General features: G+C 36.2%; 18 protein-coding genes. 11 read left to right on the plus strand and 7 right to left on the minus strand.

Features of this window, described 5'->3' with window-relative positions:
- The first annotated feature begins 236 nt into the window (after positions 1 to 236).
- A complete protein-coding gene (locus tag ACLI50_RS01885) occupies positions 237 to 914 on the plus strand; it encodes a YceI family protein (RefSeq protein ID WP_343641358.1) in 678 nt (225 codons plus the stop codon).
- Between the two features lie 68 nt (positions 915 to 982).
- On the opposite strand, the gene ACLI50_RS01890 is transcribed toward ACLI50_RS01885, so the two are convergent.
- Positions 983 to 1,339: a hypothetical protein gene (locus tag ACLI50_RS01890; RefSeq protein WP_411413042.1), complete on the minus strand. Its 357-nt coding sequence runs from the start codon at positions 1,337 to 1,339 to the stop codon at positions 983 to 985.
- A gap of 128 nt (positions 1,340 to 1,467) precedes the next feature.
- On the opposite strand from ACLI50_RS01890, the gene ACLI50_RS01895 reads away from it, so the two are divergent.
- The 6 genes from ACLI50_RS01895 to ychF all read left to right on the plus strand — a co-directional run bounded on the left by ACLI50_RS01895 (position 1,468) and on the right by ychF (position 7,767).
- Entirely contained in the window at positions 1,468 to 1,722 is a 255-nt protein-coding gene (locus ACLI50_RS01895) for a DUF1294 domain-containing protein (RefSeq protein WP_411413043.1), read from the plus strand.
- Positions 1,723 to 1,810: 88 nt separating this feature from the next.
- A complete protein-coding gene (locus tag ACLI50_RS01900) occupies positions 1,811 to 2,017 on the plus strand; it encodes a bacteriocin-like protein (RefSeq protein ID WP_137905639.1) in 207 nt (68 codons plus the stop codon).
- Positions 2,018 to 2,154: 137 nt separating this feature from the next.
- Positions 2,155 to 3,960, plus strand: a complete 1,806-nt coding sequence (gene typA, locus ACLI50_RS01905; RefSeq protein ID WP_062675162.1) for a translational GTPase TypA — start codon at positions 2,155 to 2,157, stop codon at positions 3,958 to 3,960.
- A 128-nt stretch (positions 3,961 to 4,088) separates the two neighbouring features.
- Entirely contained in the window at positions 4,089 to 5,705 is a 1,617-nt protein-coding gene (locus ACLI50_RS01910; protein ID WP_411413044.1) for a glycoside hydrolase family 10-like protein, read from the plus strand.
- Between the two features lie 240 nt (positions 5,706 to 5,945).
- Entirely contained in the window at positions 5,946 to 6,497 is a 552-nt protein-coding gene (locus ACLI50_RS01915) for a ferritin (RefSeq protein ID WP_330746661.1), read from the plus strand.
- 178 nt (positions 6,498 to 6,675) lie between these two features.
- Positions 6,676 to 7,767 (plus strand): redox-regulated ATPase YchF, encoded by a 1,092-nt coding sequence (gene ychF, locus ACLI50_RS01920; protein WP_202838764.1) that lies wholly within the window; start codon positions 6,676 to 6,678, stop codon positions 7,765 to 7,767.
- 159 nt (positions 7,768 to 7,926) lie between these two features.
- Here ychF and ACLI50_RS01925 read toward each other — a convergent pair whose 3' ends face one another.
- The 4 genes from ACLI50_RS01925 to ACLI50_RS01940 are packed head-to-tail and all read right to left on the minus strand — an operon-like array spanning position 7,927 to position 8,817.
- Positions 7,927 to 8,172, minus strand: a complete 246-nt coding sequence (locus ACLI50_RS01925) for a bacteriocin (RefSeq protein WP_411413045.1) — start codon at positions 8,170 to 8,172, stop codon at positions 7,927 to 7,929.
- Between the two features lie 33 nt (positions 8,173 to 8,205).
- Positions 8,206 to 8,364, minus strand: a complete 159-nt coding sequence (locus tag ACLI50_RS01930; RefSeq protein ID WP_165490835.1) for a hypothetical protein — start codon at positions 8,362 to 8,364, stop codon at positions 8,206 to 8,208.
- A 36-nt stretch (positions 8,365 to 8,400) separates the two neighbouring features.
- Positions 8,401 to 8,598: a hypothetical protein gene (locus ACLI50_RS01935; RefSeq protein ID WP_062675157.1), complete on the minus strand. Its 198-nt coding sequence runs from the start codon at positions 8,596 to 8,598 to the stop codon at positions 8,401 to 8,403.
- A 30-nt stretch (positions 8,599 to 8,628) separates the two neighbouring features.
- Positions 8,629 to 8,817 (minus strand): hypothetical protein, encoded by a 189-nt coding sequence (locus tag ACLI50_RS01940; RefSeq protein ID WP_062675156.1) that lies wholly within the window; start codon positions 8,815 to 8,817, stop codon positions 8,629 to 8,631.
- A gap of 279 nt (positions 8,818 to 9,096) precedes the next feature.
- Here ACLI50_RS01940 and ACLI50_RS01945 point away from each other — a divergent pair, with 279 nt between their 5' ends.
- Positions 9,097 to 10,035, plus strand: coding sequence for a helix-turn-helix domain-containing protein (locus tag ACLI50_RS01945; protein ID WP_411413046.1), 939 nt, complete (start codon positions 9,097 to 9,099; stop codon positions 10,033 to 10,035).
- Between the two features lie 89 nt (positions 10,036 to 10,124).
- The gene (locus ACLI50_RS01950) at positions 10,125 to 10,889 is read left to right on the plus strand and encodes an SDR family NAD(P)-dependent oxidoreductase (RefSeq protein ID WP_202838767.1); all 765 of its coding nucleotides are present in this window, start codon (positions 10,125 to 10,127) and stop codon (positions 10,887 to 10,889) included.
- Positions 10,890 to 10,978: 89 nt separating this feature from the next.
- On the opposite strand, the gene ACLI50_RS01955 is transcribed toward ACLI50_RS01950, so the two are convergent.
- Both ACLI50_RS01955 and ACLI50_RS01960 read right to left on the minus strand, forming a co-directional pair.
- Entirely contained in the window at positions 10,979 to 11,155 is a 177-nt protein-coding gene (locus tag ACLI50_RS01955; protein WP_171006339.1) for a hypothetical protein, read from the minus strand.
- 421 nt (positions 11,156 to 11,576) lie between these two features.
- Positions 11,577 to 12,725, minus strand: a complete 1,149-nt coding sequence (locus ACLI50_RS01960; protein WP_411413047.1) for a methionine aminotransferase — start codon at positions 12,723 to 12,725, stop codon at positions 11,577 to 11,579.
- A gap of 224 nt (positions 12,726 to 12,949) precedes the next feature.
- Here ACLI50_RS01960 and ACLI50_RS01965 point away from each other — a divergent pair, with 224 nt between their 5' ends.
- The gene (locus ACLI50_RS01965; RefSeq protein ID WP_411413048.1) at positions 12,950 to 13,501 is read left to right on the plus strand and encodes a DUF2867 domain-containing protein; all 552 of its coding nucleotides are present in this window, start codon (positions 12,950 to 12,952) and stop codon (positions 13,499 to 13,501) included.
- A 316-nt stretch (positions 13,502 to 13,817) separates the two neighbouring features.
- The gene (locus tag ACLI50_RS01970) at positions 13,818 to 15,704 is read left to right on the plus strand and encodes a DNA topoisomerase IV subunit B (protein WP_227943794.1); all 1,887 of its coding nucleotides are present in this window, start codon (positions 13,818 to 13,820) and stop codon (positions 15,702 to 15,704) included.
- Positions 15,705 to 15,728 lie beyond the last annotated feature (24 nt).

The following is a 15,728-nucleotide window of genomic DNA, read 5'->3' on the forward strand; positions in this document are numbered from 1 at the left end:
TTTATTCCCATTAAATATAAATGGTTGTTGATCAGGATAAAAAGTGATTATAACAATGGATTTAAAGTGCAGTTTAACATGATTAATGCGAAAAAAAAGGTGAAAAAATGATACTTACAGACAATAAAAAAAGTAAAAACATTTTTTTCTTGATGTATGTTAAGGCTTCTCCAAATAGGTTTTTCTATTTTTGTACCCGAAAACAACAAAATTCAAACTTTTTTAAACAGTTCAATATGAAAAAAATTAGCGTAATTGCATTAGTTGGAGTAGGATTGCTTTTGGCATCATGTGATAAAGGAAAAACAGCAGAGTCTGCAGCAACAGCTCAGGAACAAACAGTAGCAGAGAGCAAAGGAGAAACACTGGCAGTAGACACAGCAGCTTCAGTAGTAAACTGGAAAGCATTCCACAAGGGAGGTATGGCACCTCGTTGGGGAACACTTACTGTAAAATCAGGAGATATCAGTGTTGATGCAGGCCAGGTTGCTGCAGGAAACTTTGTGATTGACATGAATTCTATCAAAGTAGATCCGGCTTCAGTAACAGAGAAAGATAAAAAACCGGCAGACCTTGAAGCTCACCTTAAAAACCCTGATTTCTTTGATGTAGCTAAAAACCCTACTTCAGATTTCAAAATTACCAGTGTTACAGATTTGAAAGAAGCACCAAAAGATGCAGTAGCAGGAGCTAATAAAACAGTAAGCGGAAACCTTACATTATCAGGAAAAACAATGAATGTTACTTTCCCTGCTAAAGTAGATGTGACTGAAAGCTCAGCGGCTATTCAGGCGAAGTTTACTGTAAACAGAGCAGATTGGGGAATCAAATTCGGTACTTCAGAAGCAGACCCTGCAGAATGGATGATCAGCAAAGATATCGAGATTGCTATCGATGTAAAAGCTAAAAAATAATTTATTTAAATTTTGATAACAACCGGGCTGTCTTTTTAAAAGACAGCTCTTTTTATTTACTGTAAAAATCAGTTCAAAATCGTTGAATTCTGAATTCTTACACAATATTCACTTCCGAGATATAGAGGATTACCGTGTTTTTCGGACCAGAATCCATCAAGTATATCCTTATTCAGACAGCGATATACAGCAACACCTTTATATATTTTATGATCTTCACCTTCATAATTGAAGTTGATTACCAGGATCTGATTTTTATAAAATCCGGTACCATTTTGTATATGATCACCGATAATCCATTGCGCAATGATACGGTTGTTCTCGTCAATGGATAAGGTTAATATACCATGATATGTGGGTAGGGAAGACTCTTCCTGGTTACTTCCTTCAATAGAGTAGATTCCTGCAAGATCATGTACTGTCATTGATTTTATTTTTAGGAAGCGCAAATTTATAAAATCTTATTCTGATAAAATTATAAATATATTCATGGTTGTAAAGTTGTTTCCATATACAAATTAAGCTTTATTTTTGCCACAAATTAATTTTTTGAATGATTCCTTTTCTTTTTATAACAAACCTGATTACATTTGGGATCTTTGGATTTGATAAATGGCAGGCCCAAAAACATCAATGGAGAATCTCCGAAAATGCTCTTTTAGGAATCTCCCTTCTAGGTGGAATTTTAGGAGCGGCTTCAGGAATGGTGATTTTCAATCATAAAACTTCAAAAAAATCTTTTTTAGTAAAATTTGTGCTTGTGGTTTTGATTGATCTGGTTGTGTTTTACAGATTAATAAGACGTTGATATTAAAAATGTTAAATATTTTTAATAAATAGTTGTCATGATTTATTTTTTTTATCTTTATCAGGCTAATAACAAATAAAAAAACAACATGAAAAATCTCAAAAAAATTTCCAGAACAGAAATGAAATCAGTTCAGGGAGGAATCGTCAAAGGAATGGTAAGATGCAAAGATGCTGATACATGCGTTGTAAGATGGGGATGGGGAACCGGATTCTCCAGCAATTGTGCAGAGTTTGACATTATATGTGGAGAACCGCCTGCAGTAGATCCATGCGAAGTGCAGGCTTGTGTATAAATAATCTAAAGAGTGTTTTTTTGAACACTCTTTTTTATTGTCTTGTAAATAAGTATTTTAAACAAAATATTAAATATTTGTATAACTAAATATTTTTTCATTAAAAATCACTACTTTTGCACCCGTAAAAATCTTTTATGCAAAACATTAGAAATATTGCGATTATCGCACACGTTGACCACGGAAAGACGACTTTGGTTGACAAGATCATTCACGCTACCAACATTTTCAGAGAAAATCAGGAGAGTGGGGAGTTAATTATGGATAATAACGATCTTGAAAGAGAAAGAGGGATCACGATCTTATCCAAGAATATTTCTGTTACTTATAAAGACACAAAAATTAACGTAATCGATACTCCTGGTCACGCCGATTTTGGTGGAGAAGTAGAAAGAGTATTGAAAATGGCTGATGGGGTTATTTTGTTGGTGGATGCGTTCGAAGGACCAATGCCGCAAACAAGATTCGTACTTCAGAAAGCTTTGGAATTAGGATTGAGACCATTAGTGGTTATCAATAAAGTAGATAAACCAAACTGCCGTCCTGACGAAGTTCATGATAAAGTATTTGACCTTTTCTTCAACCTTGATGCTACAGAAGAGCAATTGGATTTCCCTACATTCTATGGATCTTCAAAACAAGGCTGGTTCAACACTTCATTAGAGCAAACTGAAGATATCTTACCATTATTGGATGGTATTTTACAATATGTTCCTGAACCGAAAGTAACAGAAGGTAATCTTCAGATGCAGATCACTTCTCTTGACTTCTCTTCATTCTTAGGAAGAATTGCAATCGGGAAAGTGACAAGAGGTGAGATCAAAGAATCTCAATGGATTGGTCTTGCTCAGGCAGATGGTAAAATTGTAAAAGGAAAAGTAAAAGAACTTTACGTTTTTGAAGGATTAGGAAAGAAAAAAGTAACTGAAGTACAGGCAGGTGATATCTGTGCTGTAGTAGGTTTTGATGCTTTCCAGATTGGAGATTCTTTCGTAGATCTTGAAAATCCTGAGCCATTGGAAAGAACGGCAATTGATGAGCCTACGCTGAATATGACGTTCTCTATCAACAACTCACCTTTCTTTGGTAAAGACGGTAAATATGTTACTTCTAATCACCTGAAAGAAAGATTAACAAAAGAATTAGAGAAAAACCTTGCCTTAAGAGTTCAGCAGACTGACGATGCCAATACATTCCTTGTATTCGGTAGAGGTATTCTTCACTTATCAGTTTTGATCGAAACAATGAGAAGAGAAGGGTATGAAATGACTATCGGTCAGCCGCAGGTTATCTTCAGAGAAATTGATGGTGAGAAATGTGAGCCTTATGAATCTTTGGTTGTTGATGTTCCTGAAGAATTTGCTTCAAGAGTTATTGACCTGGCGACTCAGAGAAAAGGTGACCTTCACATTATGGAAACTAAAGGTGAAATGCAGCACATGGAATTCGAAATTCCTTCAAGAGGTTTGATCGGATTACGTTCTCAGATGTTGACAGCGACGGCTGGTGAAGCTATTATGGCACACCGTTTCACAGAATATAAGCCTTTCAAAGGTGCTATTCCTGGAAGAAACAATGGTGTTTTGATCAGCAAAACAACTGGTCCGGCTACAGAATATTCTATTGCTAAACTACAGGATAGAGGTAAGTTCTTCGTTGATCCGGGTGAGGAAATCTACACAGGAATGATCATCGGTGAGCAAAACAAACCTGGTGACTTAGTAGTAAATATCGTAGAAGCAAAACAGTTGAACAACATGAGAGCTTCCGGAAAAGATAAAGATACTGGTGTTGCTCCGAAAATTTTATTCTCACTTGAAGAATGTATGGAATACATCCAGGGTGATGAAGCAATTGAGGTAACTCCGAACTTCATCAGAATGAGAAAGAAAATCCTTTCTGAAGAAGAAAGAAAAAGAGTGGAAAGATCTGCAAAAGCATAATAAAATCTTATACATAAAATCAAAGCCTCGATTTTCGAGGCTTTTTTTCTATACCTACCCATTAAATGCTTATTTTGGCATAATAATCTCTGAAATAAAAAAATAAATTTTAAAGTAGTTTTGTGACTATGAGAATGAATAAATTAAAACTTATCGTTTTATTGGGCGTTTTTGCATCTTACGCTACCTCCTGTTCCGTTCAGAACAATGTTGTAAAAACACCTTCCGCGAAGAATCCGACAAAACCAATCAACAATACAAATCCTCCGAAAGTAAATCCAACAGCTGTAAAACCTGCTACAGGTACAGGAACTTCCGGTGAAGAAAATTTCAGAACCAATCTTCCCGAAATCAAAAGAGAATTCCGTGGAGCATGGATCGCAAGTGTTGCCAATATCAACTGGCCATCAAGAAATGATCTTACGGTAGAGCAGCAGAAAGCAGAAGCAATCAGTATGCTTGATATGCTGAGAGACAACAATTTCAACGCTGCTATTTTCCAGATCAGACCTTCCGCAGATGCACTTTATACAAGTAATATCGAACCATGGTCTTACTTTTTGACCGGAGAAACAGGAACTGCACCATATCCCAATTATGATCCGCTTCAGTTCTGGATTGAAGAAGCTCATAAAAGAGGGCTGGAACTGCATGTCTGGTTGAATCCTTACCGTGCACATCATACCAACGGAGGCGCAGTAAATAAGCTTTCAATGGCCAATAAACTGTCTGATATTGTGGTTAGACTAAAGAACGGAATGTATTGGTTTGATCCTGCTAATCCGAAAACACAAGGTCACGTATCCAATGTGGTGAAAGATATTGTAAAAAGATATGATATTGACGCTGTACATTTCGACGATTATTTCTATCCTTATGCTACTTACAACAAAGGTGCGGATTTTCCTGATAATGCAAGCTGGAATGCCTATGTAAGCAGTGGCGGAACCTTATCCAGGGCAGATTGGAGAAGGGATAACGTGAATAAATTTGTAGAACGTATCTATAAAGAAATTCACGCAGAAAAAAATAATGTAAGATTCGGGATCAGCCCGTTCGGAATATGGAAACCAGGATATCCGGCAGGAGTTGTAGGATCATCACAATATGATGAACTGTATGCAGATGCTAAATTATGGTTAAATAAAGGCTGGGTAGATTATTTCTCACCACAGCTTTACTGGCCTATAGATTCCAAAGGACAAAGCTTCGAAGGCCTGTTAAGCTGGTGGCAGTCTGAAAATACAATGAAACGTCACCTGTGGCCGGGATTGAATACTGTTGAAATAAAAGTATCAGACCGTCCGGCTGAAATCAAAAACCAGATTGCAATTTCCAGAAATATCCTTAAAAATGATGCCGGAGAAATTCATTGGAGTATTGCCGGGCTTACCAAAAATCCAAATATGCTTCCCGCTTTGAAAAGCGGACCATACAATGAAAAAGCATTAGTTCCAAAATCTCCGTGGATTAAAGCGGTCCCATTGCAGACTCCAACCTTGTTTATTGCTGATAACGGAAGCTTTGCTCAGACAAGCTGGATTACAAAAAATGCTGCAGATGTTTTCCTGTGGGTACTTTTTACTCAGTACGACGGAGTATGGCAAACAGAAATTCTGACATTGGATACGCTTTCAAAAGATATTCCCAAATCTAAAGACGGAAAAAAATTGAATGCTGTTGCCATCAAAGCTATCGACAGATTAGGAAATGAGAGTGATTATACAGCAAGAAAGATTAAATAGTTAGTATACCCATTCTAAATTGGTCATTGCGAACCTTTATGTGAAGCAATTTCAGTAATAAATTTAAAAAACCGGTTCTCAGACAGAACCGGTTTTATTTTAGAATAACTATAAATTATTAATTTAAGTTACTGAATTTCAGTTGTGTTTTAAAGGTGTTTTGGAATTTTTATACGGAATAATAACCCTATCGGAACTGTTTTTGCATGATTCATTCCATAATCACCAAAATATAACATTATGAATACTAAAAGACTTTCCGACAACATGGAAAAGGCATTAAGTGACCAGATGAACAAAGAAATTCATGCATCACACGTTTTTTTATCCTATGGGATCTGGGCTGATGATAAAGGTTATCAGGGTATTGCCAATTTTCTTTACCGCCATGCTCAGGAAGAAAGAAACCACTCCATCAAATTCATGGAATATATCTTAAACCGTGGTGGAAAACCAAAAGTAGACGCTATTCCCGCTCCTCCGGCAGATCCGGACAGCCTTACTGCCTGTTTTGATGGCGTCTTTAAGCATGAAGTTGACAATACAACCGCAATTTACAGAATTGTAGATCTTTCTCTTGAAGAAAAAGACTGGGCTACATGGAATTTTATGCAATGGTTTGTACAGGAACAGATTGAAGAAGAAACATTAGCGCAGAACTTAATTGATAAATTAAAAATTGCAGGCGGCGACAGGGCAACAGATGAATCTTTATTTACTTTAGATAAAACTTTGCAGGAAGCACCCAATGATGTGCCGCTGGCTCAGAATGCTACAGGGGACAATCCTTAAAGCAATTGGTGAAACAAGACCATTTAAAAATCTGTCAGAATATCGGCAGATTTTTTTATTATGAAACTCCCTCAAAAATCACTATCTTTGCACACTCGTAATTCAAGGTTCTGAGTTCAATGTTTAAAGTTGGAGAAACCTTGAGTTACCCTAAACCTTAAACTTTGAATTTTACAATATGAAATGTGGAATCGTAGGCTTACCGAATGTAGGTAAATCAACTCTTTTTAACTGTCTGAGCAACGCAAAAGCTCAATCAGCAAACTATCCTTTCTGTACGATTGAACCGAACCTTGGAACGGTTTCTGTACCGGATCAGAGATTGTTTGAACTGGAGAAAATCGTAAAACCTGAAAGAGTTTTACCAGCTGTGGTTGAAATTGTTGATATTGCAGGTCTTGTAAAAGGAGCCAGCAAAGGAGAAGGGTTGGGAAATCAGTTCCTGGCTAACATCCGCGAGTGTGAAGCGATTATTCATGTTTTAAGATGTTTTGACAACGGAAATATCGTTCACGTAGAAGGTTCAGTAGATCCGTTAAGAGATAAAGAAATTATTGATATAGAACTTCAGCTGAAAGACCTTGAAACGGTAGGAAAAGCAGTTGAAAAAGCTAAAAAATTCATCAAGTCAGGGAAGAAAGAGGATATTCTTACTTACGAAACACTTCAGAATTTACAGAAATTCCTTGAAGATGGTAAAAATGCAAGAGAATTTGCTGCTGATGATTTCACAAAATCAATTATCGGAGAAGTTCAGTTGTTGACGAATAAGCCGGTTCTTTACGTTTGTAATGTAGACGAAAACTCTATCAAAAACGGAAATGAATGGATTGCCAAGATTGAGGAAATGGCTGCAGGTGAAGGTGCTGAAGTCGTAGTATTAGCAGCACAGATTGAAGCTGATATCAACGAACTTGAAACTTTCGAAGAAAGAGAAATTTTCCTTGATGAACTGGGACTTACTGAACCAGGGGTTAACCGTTTGATCAGAAAAGCTTATGATCTTTTAAAACTTCAGACGTATTTCACAGCCGGAGTAAAAGAAGTAAGAGCCTGGACTATCGGACAGGGATGGACGGCTCCACAAGCTGCAGGAGTAATCCACACAGACTTTGAAAAAGGATTTATCCGTGCAGAAGTAATCAAGTATAATGATTATGTAAATTATGGTTCTGAAGTAAAGGTAAAAGAAGCAGGAAAGCTTTCTGTAGAAGGTAAAGAATATATTGTACAGGATGGTGACATCATGCACTTCAGATTCAACGTATAAGAAAAGTATTAAAGTTAGTTATATTAAAAAAGCGCTTCCATGTATTTGGGAGCGTTTTTTGCGTAAAATTAATAATGTAGGCTGTCTGTTTATATTTTGATATTTGGGACAGGTACTAAAAATTACTGCTCCCTGAAGTAGAGAGCAGTATTTTTATTTTTAAAGTGGAATACCTATATCAAACCGGCATTTTGGCTCGATACAGGATGGAGAGAAAACTACACAGTTATTGATGGTATCTGTACATTTTAACTGCGCCTGTCCAGTTCGGCACTCCGGTTCATAGCATGAAGGATGAATCTGTGCGCAAATACCTTGATGGTTGCATATCATCACACCTCCTTTAATGGTTTTCAACTCTTTTTTATTAAGTTTTTTACCATTATTTACATGTTGATTTCTCATTCGTTAAGGTCTTATGGTTTAGTTTTTTATTGGCTACAATTCAATACCAGGCTGGCACTGAATTTCTGCACAGGTAAAAGAATATTTCTTACAAGTAAGGTCTGGAAGCAAGCACATTTCTTTTCCACCTGTAATTACTCTTAATTGTTTTTTGTTCAATTTTTTTCCGTGATTTAAATCTTGATTTTTCATAATGTTTAATTTTTGGTTTAGTGAAGAATTCTATCTTTATGGTTGTGGTCTGCAGATTTTTTGGGCGCATCCCACAGAAATTTTAGTGCAGTTTCTGACATCGTCAGGGGGATAAGTTTCACAAGGAAATTCTGTACATGGTCTTGGTTCCATACAATCTAACATACCTCCTAAAATAGTTTTTAATTGTTTTTTTTCAAGCTTTTTACCTTTGCTTAATTCTACCTTTTTCATAATTTTTTTGTTGATTAAATGATGTTTTATTTATAATTGAGGTCTGCACTCTTTTTGTGCACATTTTGGAGAAATGATTGTGCATCCATATGGATCAGAAGAAGGCTCACAAGGGGTAGGACAAAGAACCGGTTCCATACAGTTGATAAGACCACCTTTAATGGTTCTTAATTCTTTTTTGTTTAATTTTTTTCCGATTTGACTGATTTGATTTCTCATTGATTTGATTTTTAATGGGTTAGTTTTAACGAAAGTAATAAAAATAAATGAAGTATATCACTGTCTTTAGAAAAAAATGGAGAATTTTTTAAATATTTTATTATGGTATTGATGGTGAATATTAACTATAATCGGAAAATACATTGAATTTTTCAATAAGTTAATAAGGCTTTATTTTTGAGATGTAAAAAGACTTTTTTCTCTGCCAAACAATCTGGACTCACTTCAAAAAATATTGGTTGATAAGTTCGTATATTTGAATTTTACAAATTATTTGTGATGGAAAAATTAGCATTTACTTCACTGGAAGATTTTTATAATGAGATGGCTGCCAAACTGGGCAAAGATCTTGAAAGTATTTTTCCAAAGGGACTTCACAAAGACATTGGTCATTTTAATGTCTTCGATATTGCCCAGACCATCGAAAAGGTAAAAACCACTTCTGAAATGCCCTATAACAGAAGGAAGTATTATAAGATCAGCTTTATAAAAGGACGGAACCGGGCAGAATATGCAGACAAGGTCATCTCAATTAAACAGAACGCTTTGTTATTTGCAACGCCTAAGGTTCCTTATCACTGGGTTCCTGAAGACCCTGATCAGTCAGGAAGTTTCTGTGTTTTTACCGAAGACTTTTTCATCAAGGATAAATCGTACTATAACCTCGAAGATCTTCCTATATTTCAGCCAGGTGGAGTGCCGATCTTTGAAATTGATGGTGAGCTGGCAGAAGAGATTGAAAACCTTTTTAAAAAGATAAAAAAGGAAATTGACTCAGATTATGTTTTTAAATATGATCTTATCAGAAACTATGTTCTGGAGCTGATCCATTACGGACAGAAATTACAGCCTGCTTCCAAAATATCATCGTCAAATGATGCATCTATGAGAGTGGTTTCTTTGTTTATAGAGCTGCTGGAAAGACAGTTCCCTATAGAATCCTGGGAACAGAGACTGCAATTGAAGACTGCAAAAGATTATGCAGACCGGTTGGCGGTTCATGTCAATTACTTAAACAAAAGATTAAAGGAAAGTACAGGAAAAACTACTACGGAGTTTATTTCGGACCGGATTATTCAGGAAGCTAAAATACTTTTAAAACAGACGAAATGGAATGTTTCAGAAATATCGTATGCGCTGGGATTTGAGGAAATTGCCCACTTTTCTAATTTCTTTAAAAGGAAAACTTCTTTTACTCCATTAGAATTTCGTTCCTGATTTGAATTTTGCAAATTTCAGATTGATTCAAGCAAACCCTTCAGTCTGAAAATTTCCCAACTTTGTACCATCAAAATAATCAAAATACAATGAACACAAAAACAAATATTGCACTGGTAACCGGAGGAAGCCGTGGATTAGGGAAAAACTCAGCAATTAAAATTGCTCAAAAAGGACTGGATGTAATTATCACCTACAGAAGCAACAGGGAAGAAGCAGAAACTGTTGTCAATGAGATCAAATCAATGGGAAGGAATGCTGTTGCATTTCAGCTTGACACAAAAGATATTAAGAGCTTTGATACTTTTGTGAAAAACGTAACAGATCACTTGCAGCAAAATACAGGAAGCACTCATATTGACTACCTGATCAATAATGCAGGAACAGCCCTATATTCACCGATTACAGAAGTGACGGAAGAACAGTTGGACGATGTGGTAGACATTCATTTTAAAGGTGTATTTTTTCTGACTCAGAAATTATTGCCATTTATCAATGACGGAGGAGGAATTATCAACGTGTCTTCAGGCTTGGCAAGATTCGCAACACCGGGATCTTCTGTTTACGGATCCATCAAAGCAGGCGTTGAAATGCTCACAAAATATATGGCAAAAGAATTAGGTTCAAGAAAAATCAAAGCCAATGTTGTAGCGCCGGGAGCTATTGAAACAGATTTTGGCGGCGGAAGGGTGAGAGATAATGGAGAAATCAATGCCATGGTAGCTGGTGCTACAGCTTTGGGAAGAGTAGGTCTTCCGGATGATATTGGTGGAGTAGTAGCGTTCCTGTGTACGGAAGATGCAAGATGGATCAACGGGCAAAGAATTGAAGTTTCAGGAGGGATGTTTTTATAAAGTATAATAACCTTAAGTGAATTATTATCTTTAAATAAATCGGCCGGCTCAGAATGAGCCGGCCGATTCCGGATATGGAGTAATGTATTTTATTCAACAGCTTCAAGAGGTTCCGGCAACTGACATTTCTGTTCTGAACAGCCGGGTCCGATGTAGATACAGTAGCCTGAAGAATTGGTACATCTTATGTTGCCCAATCCTCCGTGGAATTTATGCAGCTCTTTTCTGGTTAATTTTTTTCCTTTGTTTAAATTCTTGTTTTTCATGGTAGTTTTATTTTGGTAATTATTGATTTATTATTTTTTTGATTTAGATAAAATAGGAAAAATAAACTAAATAAGTCACTAAATAATGATTATATATGATAACATTACTATCGATAAAACTGTAAAAACATTTAAATATCAATATTTACGTATCATTAACAGTCCACTCCTCCGGAGCTTTATTTTTTGCAGGGACTTCATTTTTTTTCTACTAACAGCAGATACCGATGGGATCCTACTGACTGCTAATAGAACGTATTTGTTTTAAATTATAGGTCCAGGGGAGCGACCTGATACTCATGCTTTAATTTAATCGGACAGGAATAATATTATAAATAAATACTCCGCAGATTAAACAGACAAGGCTGACAGTTTTGATCTGCCAATCTGAAAAGTCAAGTGGGTGAAAAATAGATGACTGTTAAACCTTTGATAAATTTTCAAGGGCTTTTTCCAGTGTTTCCTGCTTCTTCGCAAAGCATAATCTGATCACATTCTCGTTCAGCCTGTTTTTATAAAATGAAGAGAAAGGAACGCTGGCAACCTTATGATTGATGGTAAGTTCTGAAGCAAAATCAAAATCATTTTTATCTGAAATTTTATCATATTTTACTGCCTGGAAATAAGTTCCTTCACAATCCAGAAGTTCAAATGGTGTGCTTGCAAGGCCTTTTCTCAGGAAATCTCTTTTTTCCTGGAAAAACTGATTAAGATGGGTGTAATGTTCATCCTTTTTCATGTATTCTGCCAGTGCGAGCTGAATGGGAGTGTTTACGCAAAAAACATTAAATTGATGAACCTTTCGGAATTCATCTGTTAGGCTTTTTGGTGCTGCACAATAGCCTACTTTCCATCCGGTAACATGGAAAAGTTTCCCAAAAGAGGCTACAAGAAGGCTTCTTTCTTTCAGCTCAGGGTATTTACAGATGCTTAAATGCTGTTTTCCGTCAAAAACAATATTTTCATATACTTCATCACTCAGAATAAGAATAGAAGTTCCTTTTACAATCTCAATAAGTTTATGTATATCATTTTCTTTCAGAATTTTTCCTGAAGGGTTGTTGGGATTGTTAAGAATAATCATCCTGGTCTTTTCACTGACAAGATTTTTTACGGCAGTCCAGTCGATTTCATAATCCGGGGCTTTCATTTTAAATCGTTTCACAATTCCCCCGAAAAGCTCCACAGTAGGTTCATAGCAGTCATAGGCAGGTTCAAAAATAATCACTTCGTCATCCTTTTTAATGAAAGAGGCGATAGCGGTAAAAATGGCCTGAGTACCGCCTGCAGTAACTGTTATTTCAGATTCCGGATGGTATATTGCCTGATGACTGTTTTCAATTTTTCGTGCAATTTCTTCCTTTAAGCCAATCATTCCACCAAGAGGAGCGTACTGATTGAACCCTTTTTTGATAAAATAATCTACATGATTTAATAATTCTGAATCAGGCAGAAAATCAGGAAATCCCTGAGAAAGATTAATTGCCTCATTTTCATTGGCAAGCTGAGTCATCTGGCTGAAAATAGTAGTTCCTACATTGGAAAGTTTTGATAAAGGAAGTTGTATCATAAAAGCAGTTTTGTTGACCGAATTTAATGAAATATTTAGAACAGTTTGAACTTATGGTAATAAAAATCAGAAAATAGCAGGTTTAAAGACAATGATGGCAAATTGTAAGACTCAATAGTCAGTTTCAGAGTATTAAATAAATCTAAACATTTGTTTAAATTTCCCTTTTAAATGAATGGAAAGATACTTACATTTGTTAGACAACAACCATAAAAACAATGACAATGAAGATTACGAAGACAAAGTTTCCTGAAAAATCTGTTTTATCTCCGGGAAAAAAAGATTTCGATTATATTGATAGTTTTCAGGGAGAACTTACAGACTGTGGCGGAAATATCGATATCTCAGAAATAGGAAAAGTATTCTTTACAAGCGGGCCAAAATGGGGAAAGAAAATGTTTGCTTTCAGGAATAAAGCAGTGGGAATATTCGGGCTGAAGACCGGATCTGAAGCTGAAACACGGCAAAAGGAAAAGAATTTTAAATGTGAAGTAGGAGAACGTATGGGGCTTTTTAAGGTGTTTGATAAAACCAGCAACGAAATTGTTCTGGGAGAAGATGATAAGCACCTGGATTTCAGAGTATCTCTTTTAGTTGAAAAGAGTAAGGTGGATCCTGATGAAAATTCACTTACCATTTCCACTACCGTAAAGTATCATAACTGGCTGGGTGTGCTTTATTTTCTGCCTGTACGACCTTTCCATAAGCTGATTGTTCCGGCTATGCTGAAAAATATGATCGGGCAGCTGGAAAAGAAGAAATTGCATGCCGTGTAGATATTGATATAAAATGGCCATCCGCATAACAGGATGGTCATTGTTTTTAAGAGATAAAGTTTAATAATAACTCAATATTCAGGTTGTTTAATTTATGATCCCTGAGATCTGTGATAAAAACAGGTTGAAAAGAATAAAATTATAAAGAATATGAGGAAAGTAAAGAAATTTTTCACTTGATAATGATAATTTCGTAAATATATAATTTGATTAAAAATACTACAATGTTTGCAGTGAAATATTGAAAAAAACAAGTTGAAAAAATTCGGATAATTTTGGACAATTTTGTACTTTTGTATGTTTGCTGAAATCATATATGTCACAAGAAATAAATCCAACCTACTCCGAAGATAATATCAGAACCCTTGATTGGCAGGAACACATCCGTCTGCGCCCCGGTATGTACATCGGGAAGCTCGGTGACGGTTCTTCCGCTGATGATGGTATTTATATCCTGCTAAAAGAAATTCTTGATAACTCTATTGATGAGTTCAGAATGAGAGCAGGAAAAAGAATTGAAATAAAGCTGGATGACGGTAAAGTTACCATCCGTGACTTTGGCCGTGGAATTCCGCTTGGGAAAGTGGTAGACGCGGTTTCAAAAATGAATACCGGAGGTAAATACGACAGTAAAGCGTTTAAAAAATCTGTAGGATTGAACGGGGTCGGTACCAAGGCGGTAAATGCCCTTTCAGATTATTTCAGAGTCCGTTCTTTCCGTGACGGAAAAATGAAAGCTGCCGAATTCTCCCGTGGGATGATCAAAGAGAACTTTGACGAGAAAGAAACTTCGGACAGAAACGGTACCGAAATTTCCTTTATTCCTGATGGAGAGATCTTCCTGCATTTCAAATACAGAAAAGAGTATATCGAAAGAATGCTCCGTAACTATGCTTACCTGAATCCTGGGCTTAAAATTCTCTTCAACGGAGAAACCTACTATTCTGAAAATGGTCTAAAAGATTTGCTGGAAGAAGAACTGGAAAGCGATATCCTTTATCCGATCGTTCATTTGAAGGATGATGATATTGAGGTTGCCATTACCCATTCCGACAAATCACAGACAGAAACCTATTTTTCATTCGTTAACGGACAGAATACAACGCAGGGAGGAACACACCTTAATGCTTTCCGTGAAGCATATGTGAAAACAGTTCGTGAATTTTTCAATAAAAGTTTTGATGCTTCTGATATCAGAAAGTCGATAATTGCTGCGATTTCCATCAACGTAGAAGAACCTGTTTTTGAATCCCAGACCAAAACAAAATTAGGATCCAATGACATGGGGCCCAACGGACCTACCGTAAGAACATTCATCATTGATTTCCTGAAGAGTAAACTGGACAATTTCTTACACAAAAACCCGGAAATAGCAGAAGCAATTCAAAGAAAAATCTTAATTTCCGAGAGAGAAAGAAAAGAATTATCCGGAATTCAGAAACTAGCCAGAGAAAGAGCAAAAAAAGTATCTCTTCACAATAAAAAACTTCGTGACTGCAGGCAGCATTATAACGACCAGAAAGCCGAAAGAAAAGGAGATACCCAGATCTTTATTACCGAGGGAGATTCTGCATCGGGATCGATCACAAAATCCAGAGATGTAGAAACTCAGGCTGTATTTTCACTGAAGGGTAAACCGCTGAACTGTTATGGTCTTACCAAAAAAGTGGTGTATGAAAATGAAGAATTTAACCTTCTTCAGGCAGCTTTAAATATTGAAGAAAGTCTGGAAGACCTGAGATACAATCAGGTAATTATTGCTACCGATGCCGATGTTGACGGGATGCACATCCGTTTGCTGATGATTACTTTCTTCCTGCAGTTCTTCCCGGATCTGATTAAAAACGGACACCTTTATATCCTTCAGACACCGTTATTCAGAGTTAGAAATAAAAAAGAAACAAGATATTGCTATACAGAAATAGAAAGGGTAAAAGCATTAAATGAACTGGGGAAAAATCCTGAAATCACGCGATTTAAAGGATTAGGAGAAATTTCTCCTGATGAATTTAAGCACTTTATTGGCAAAGATATCCGCCTGGAGCCAGTAGTAGTAGGAAAAGACCAGACGATTGATCAGCTTCTGGAATTTTATATGGGGAAAAATACTCCGGACAGACAGACTTTTATTCTTGAAAACCTTGTGGTAGAGGATGATACAGATATCGATAAAAAAGAACTCCTGGATGAAGTAGAAAATTAAAAAAACTATAACTTTAAAAAACTG

Source organism: Chryseobacterium cupriresistens, assembly GCF_046614675.1.
In the GTDB taxonomy this organism is placed as follows: Bacteria; Bacteroidota; Bacteroidia; order Flavobacteriales; family Weeksellaceae; genus Chryseobacterium; species Chryseobacterium cupriresistens.

Coding starts and splice junctions, on each gene's coding strand:
- ACLI50_RS01970 (WP_227943794.1), top strand. CDS start 13,818: ATGTCACAAGAAATAAATCCAACCTACTCCGAAGATAATATCAGAACC.
- ACLI50_RS01965 (WP_411413048.1), top strand. CDS start 12,950: ATGAAGATTACGAAGACAAAGTTTCCTGAAAAATCTGTTTTATCTCCG.
- ACLI50_RS01910 (WP_411413044.1), top strand. CDS start 4,089: ATGAGAATGAATAAATTAAAACTTATCGTTTTATTGGGCGTTTTTGCA.
- ACLI50_RS01930 (WP_165490835.1), bottom strand. CDS start 8,364: ATGAAAAATCAAGATTTAAATCACGGAAAAAAATTGAACAAAAAACAA.
- ACLI50_RS01935 (WP_062675157.1), bottom strand. CDS start 8,598: ATGAAAAAGGTAGAATTAAGCAAAGGTAAAAAGCTTGAAAAAAAACAA.
- ACLI50_RS01945 (WP_411413046.1), top strand. CDS start 9,097: ATGGAAAAATTAGCATTTACTTCACTGGAAGATTTTTATAATGAGATG.
- ACLI50_RS01900 (WP_137905639.1), top strand. CDS start 1,811: ATGAAAAATCTCAAAAAAATTTCCAGAACAGAAATGAAATCAGTTCAG.
- typA (WP_062675162.1), top strand. CDS start 2,155: ATGCAAAACATTAGAAATATTGCGATTATCGCACACGTTGACCACGGA.
- ACLI50_RS01895 (WP_411413043.1), top strand. CDS start 1,468: ATGATTCCTTTTCTTTTTATAACAAACCTGATTACATTTGGGATCTTT.
- ychF (WP_202838764.1), top strand. CDS start 6,676: ATGAAATGTGGAATCGTAGGCTTACCGAATGTAGGTAAATCAACTCTT.
- ACLI50_RS01890 (WP_411413042.1), bottom strand. CDS start 1,339: ATGACAGTACATGATCTTGCAGGAATCTACTCTATTGAAGGAAGTAAC.
- ACLI50_RS01915 (WP_330746661.1), top strand. CDS start 5,946: ATGAATACTAAAAGACTTTCCGACAACATGGAAAAGGCATTAAGTGAC.
- ACLI50_RS01960 (WP_411413047.1), bottom strand. CDS start 12,725: ATGATACAACTTCCTTTATCAAAACTTTCCAATGTAGGAACTACTATT.
- ACLI50_RS01950 (WP_202838767.1), top strand. CDS start 10,125: ATGAACACAAAAACAAATATTGCACTGGTAACCGGAGGAAGCCGTGGA.
- ACLI50_RS01885 (WP_343641358.1), top strand. CDS start 237: ATGAAAAAAATTAGCGTAATTGCATTAGTTGGAGTAGGATTGCTTTTG.
- ACLI50_RS01940 (WP_062675156.1), bottom strand. CDS start 8,817: ATGAGAAATCAAATCAGTCAAATCGGAAAAAAATTAAACAAAAAAGAA.
- ACLI50_RS01955 (WP_171006339.1), bottom strand. CDS start 11,155: ATGAAAAACAAGAATTTAAACAAAGGAAAAAAATTAACCAGAAAAGAG.
- ACLI50_RS01925 (WP_411413045.1), bottom strand. CDS start 8,172: ATGAGAAATCAACATGTAAATAATGGTAAAAAACTTAATAAAAAAGAG.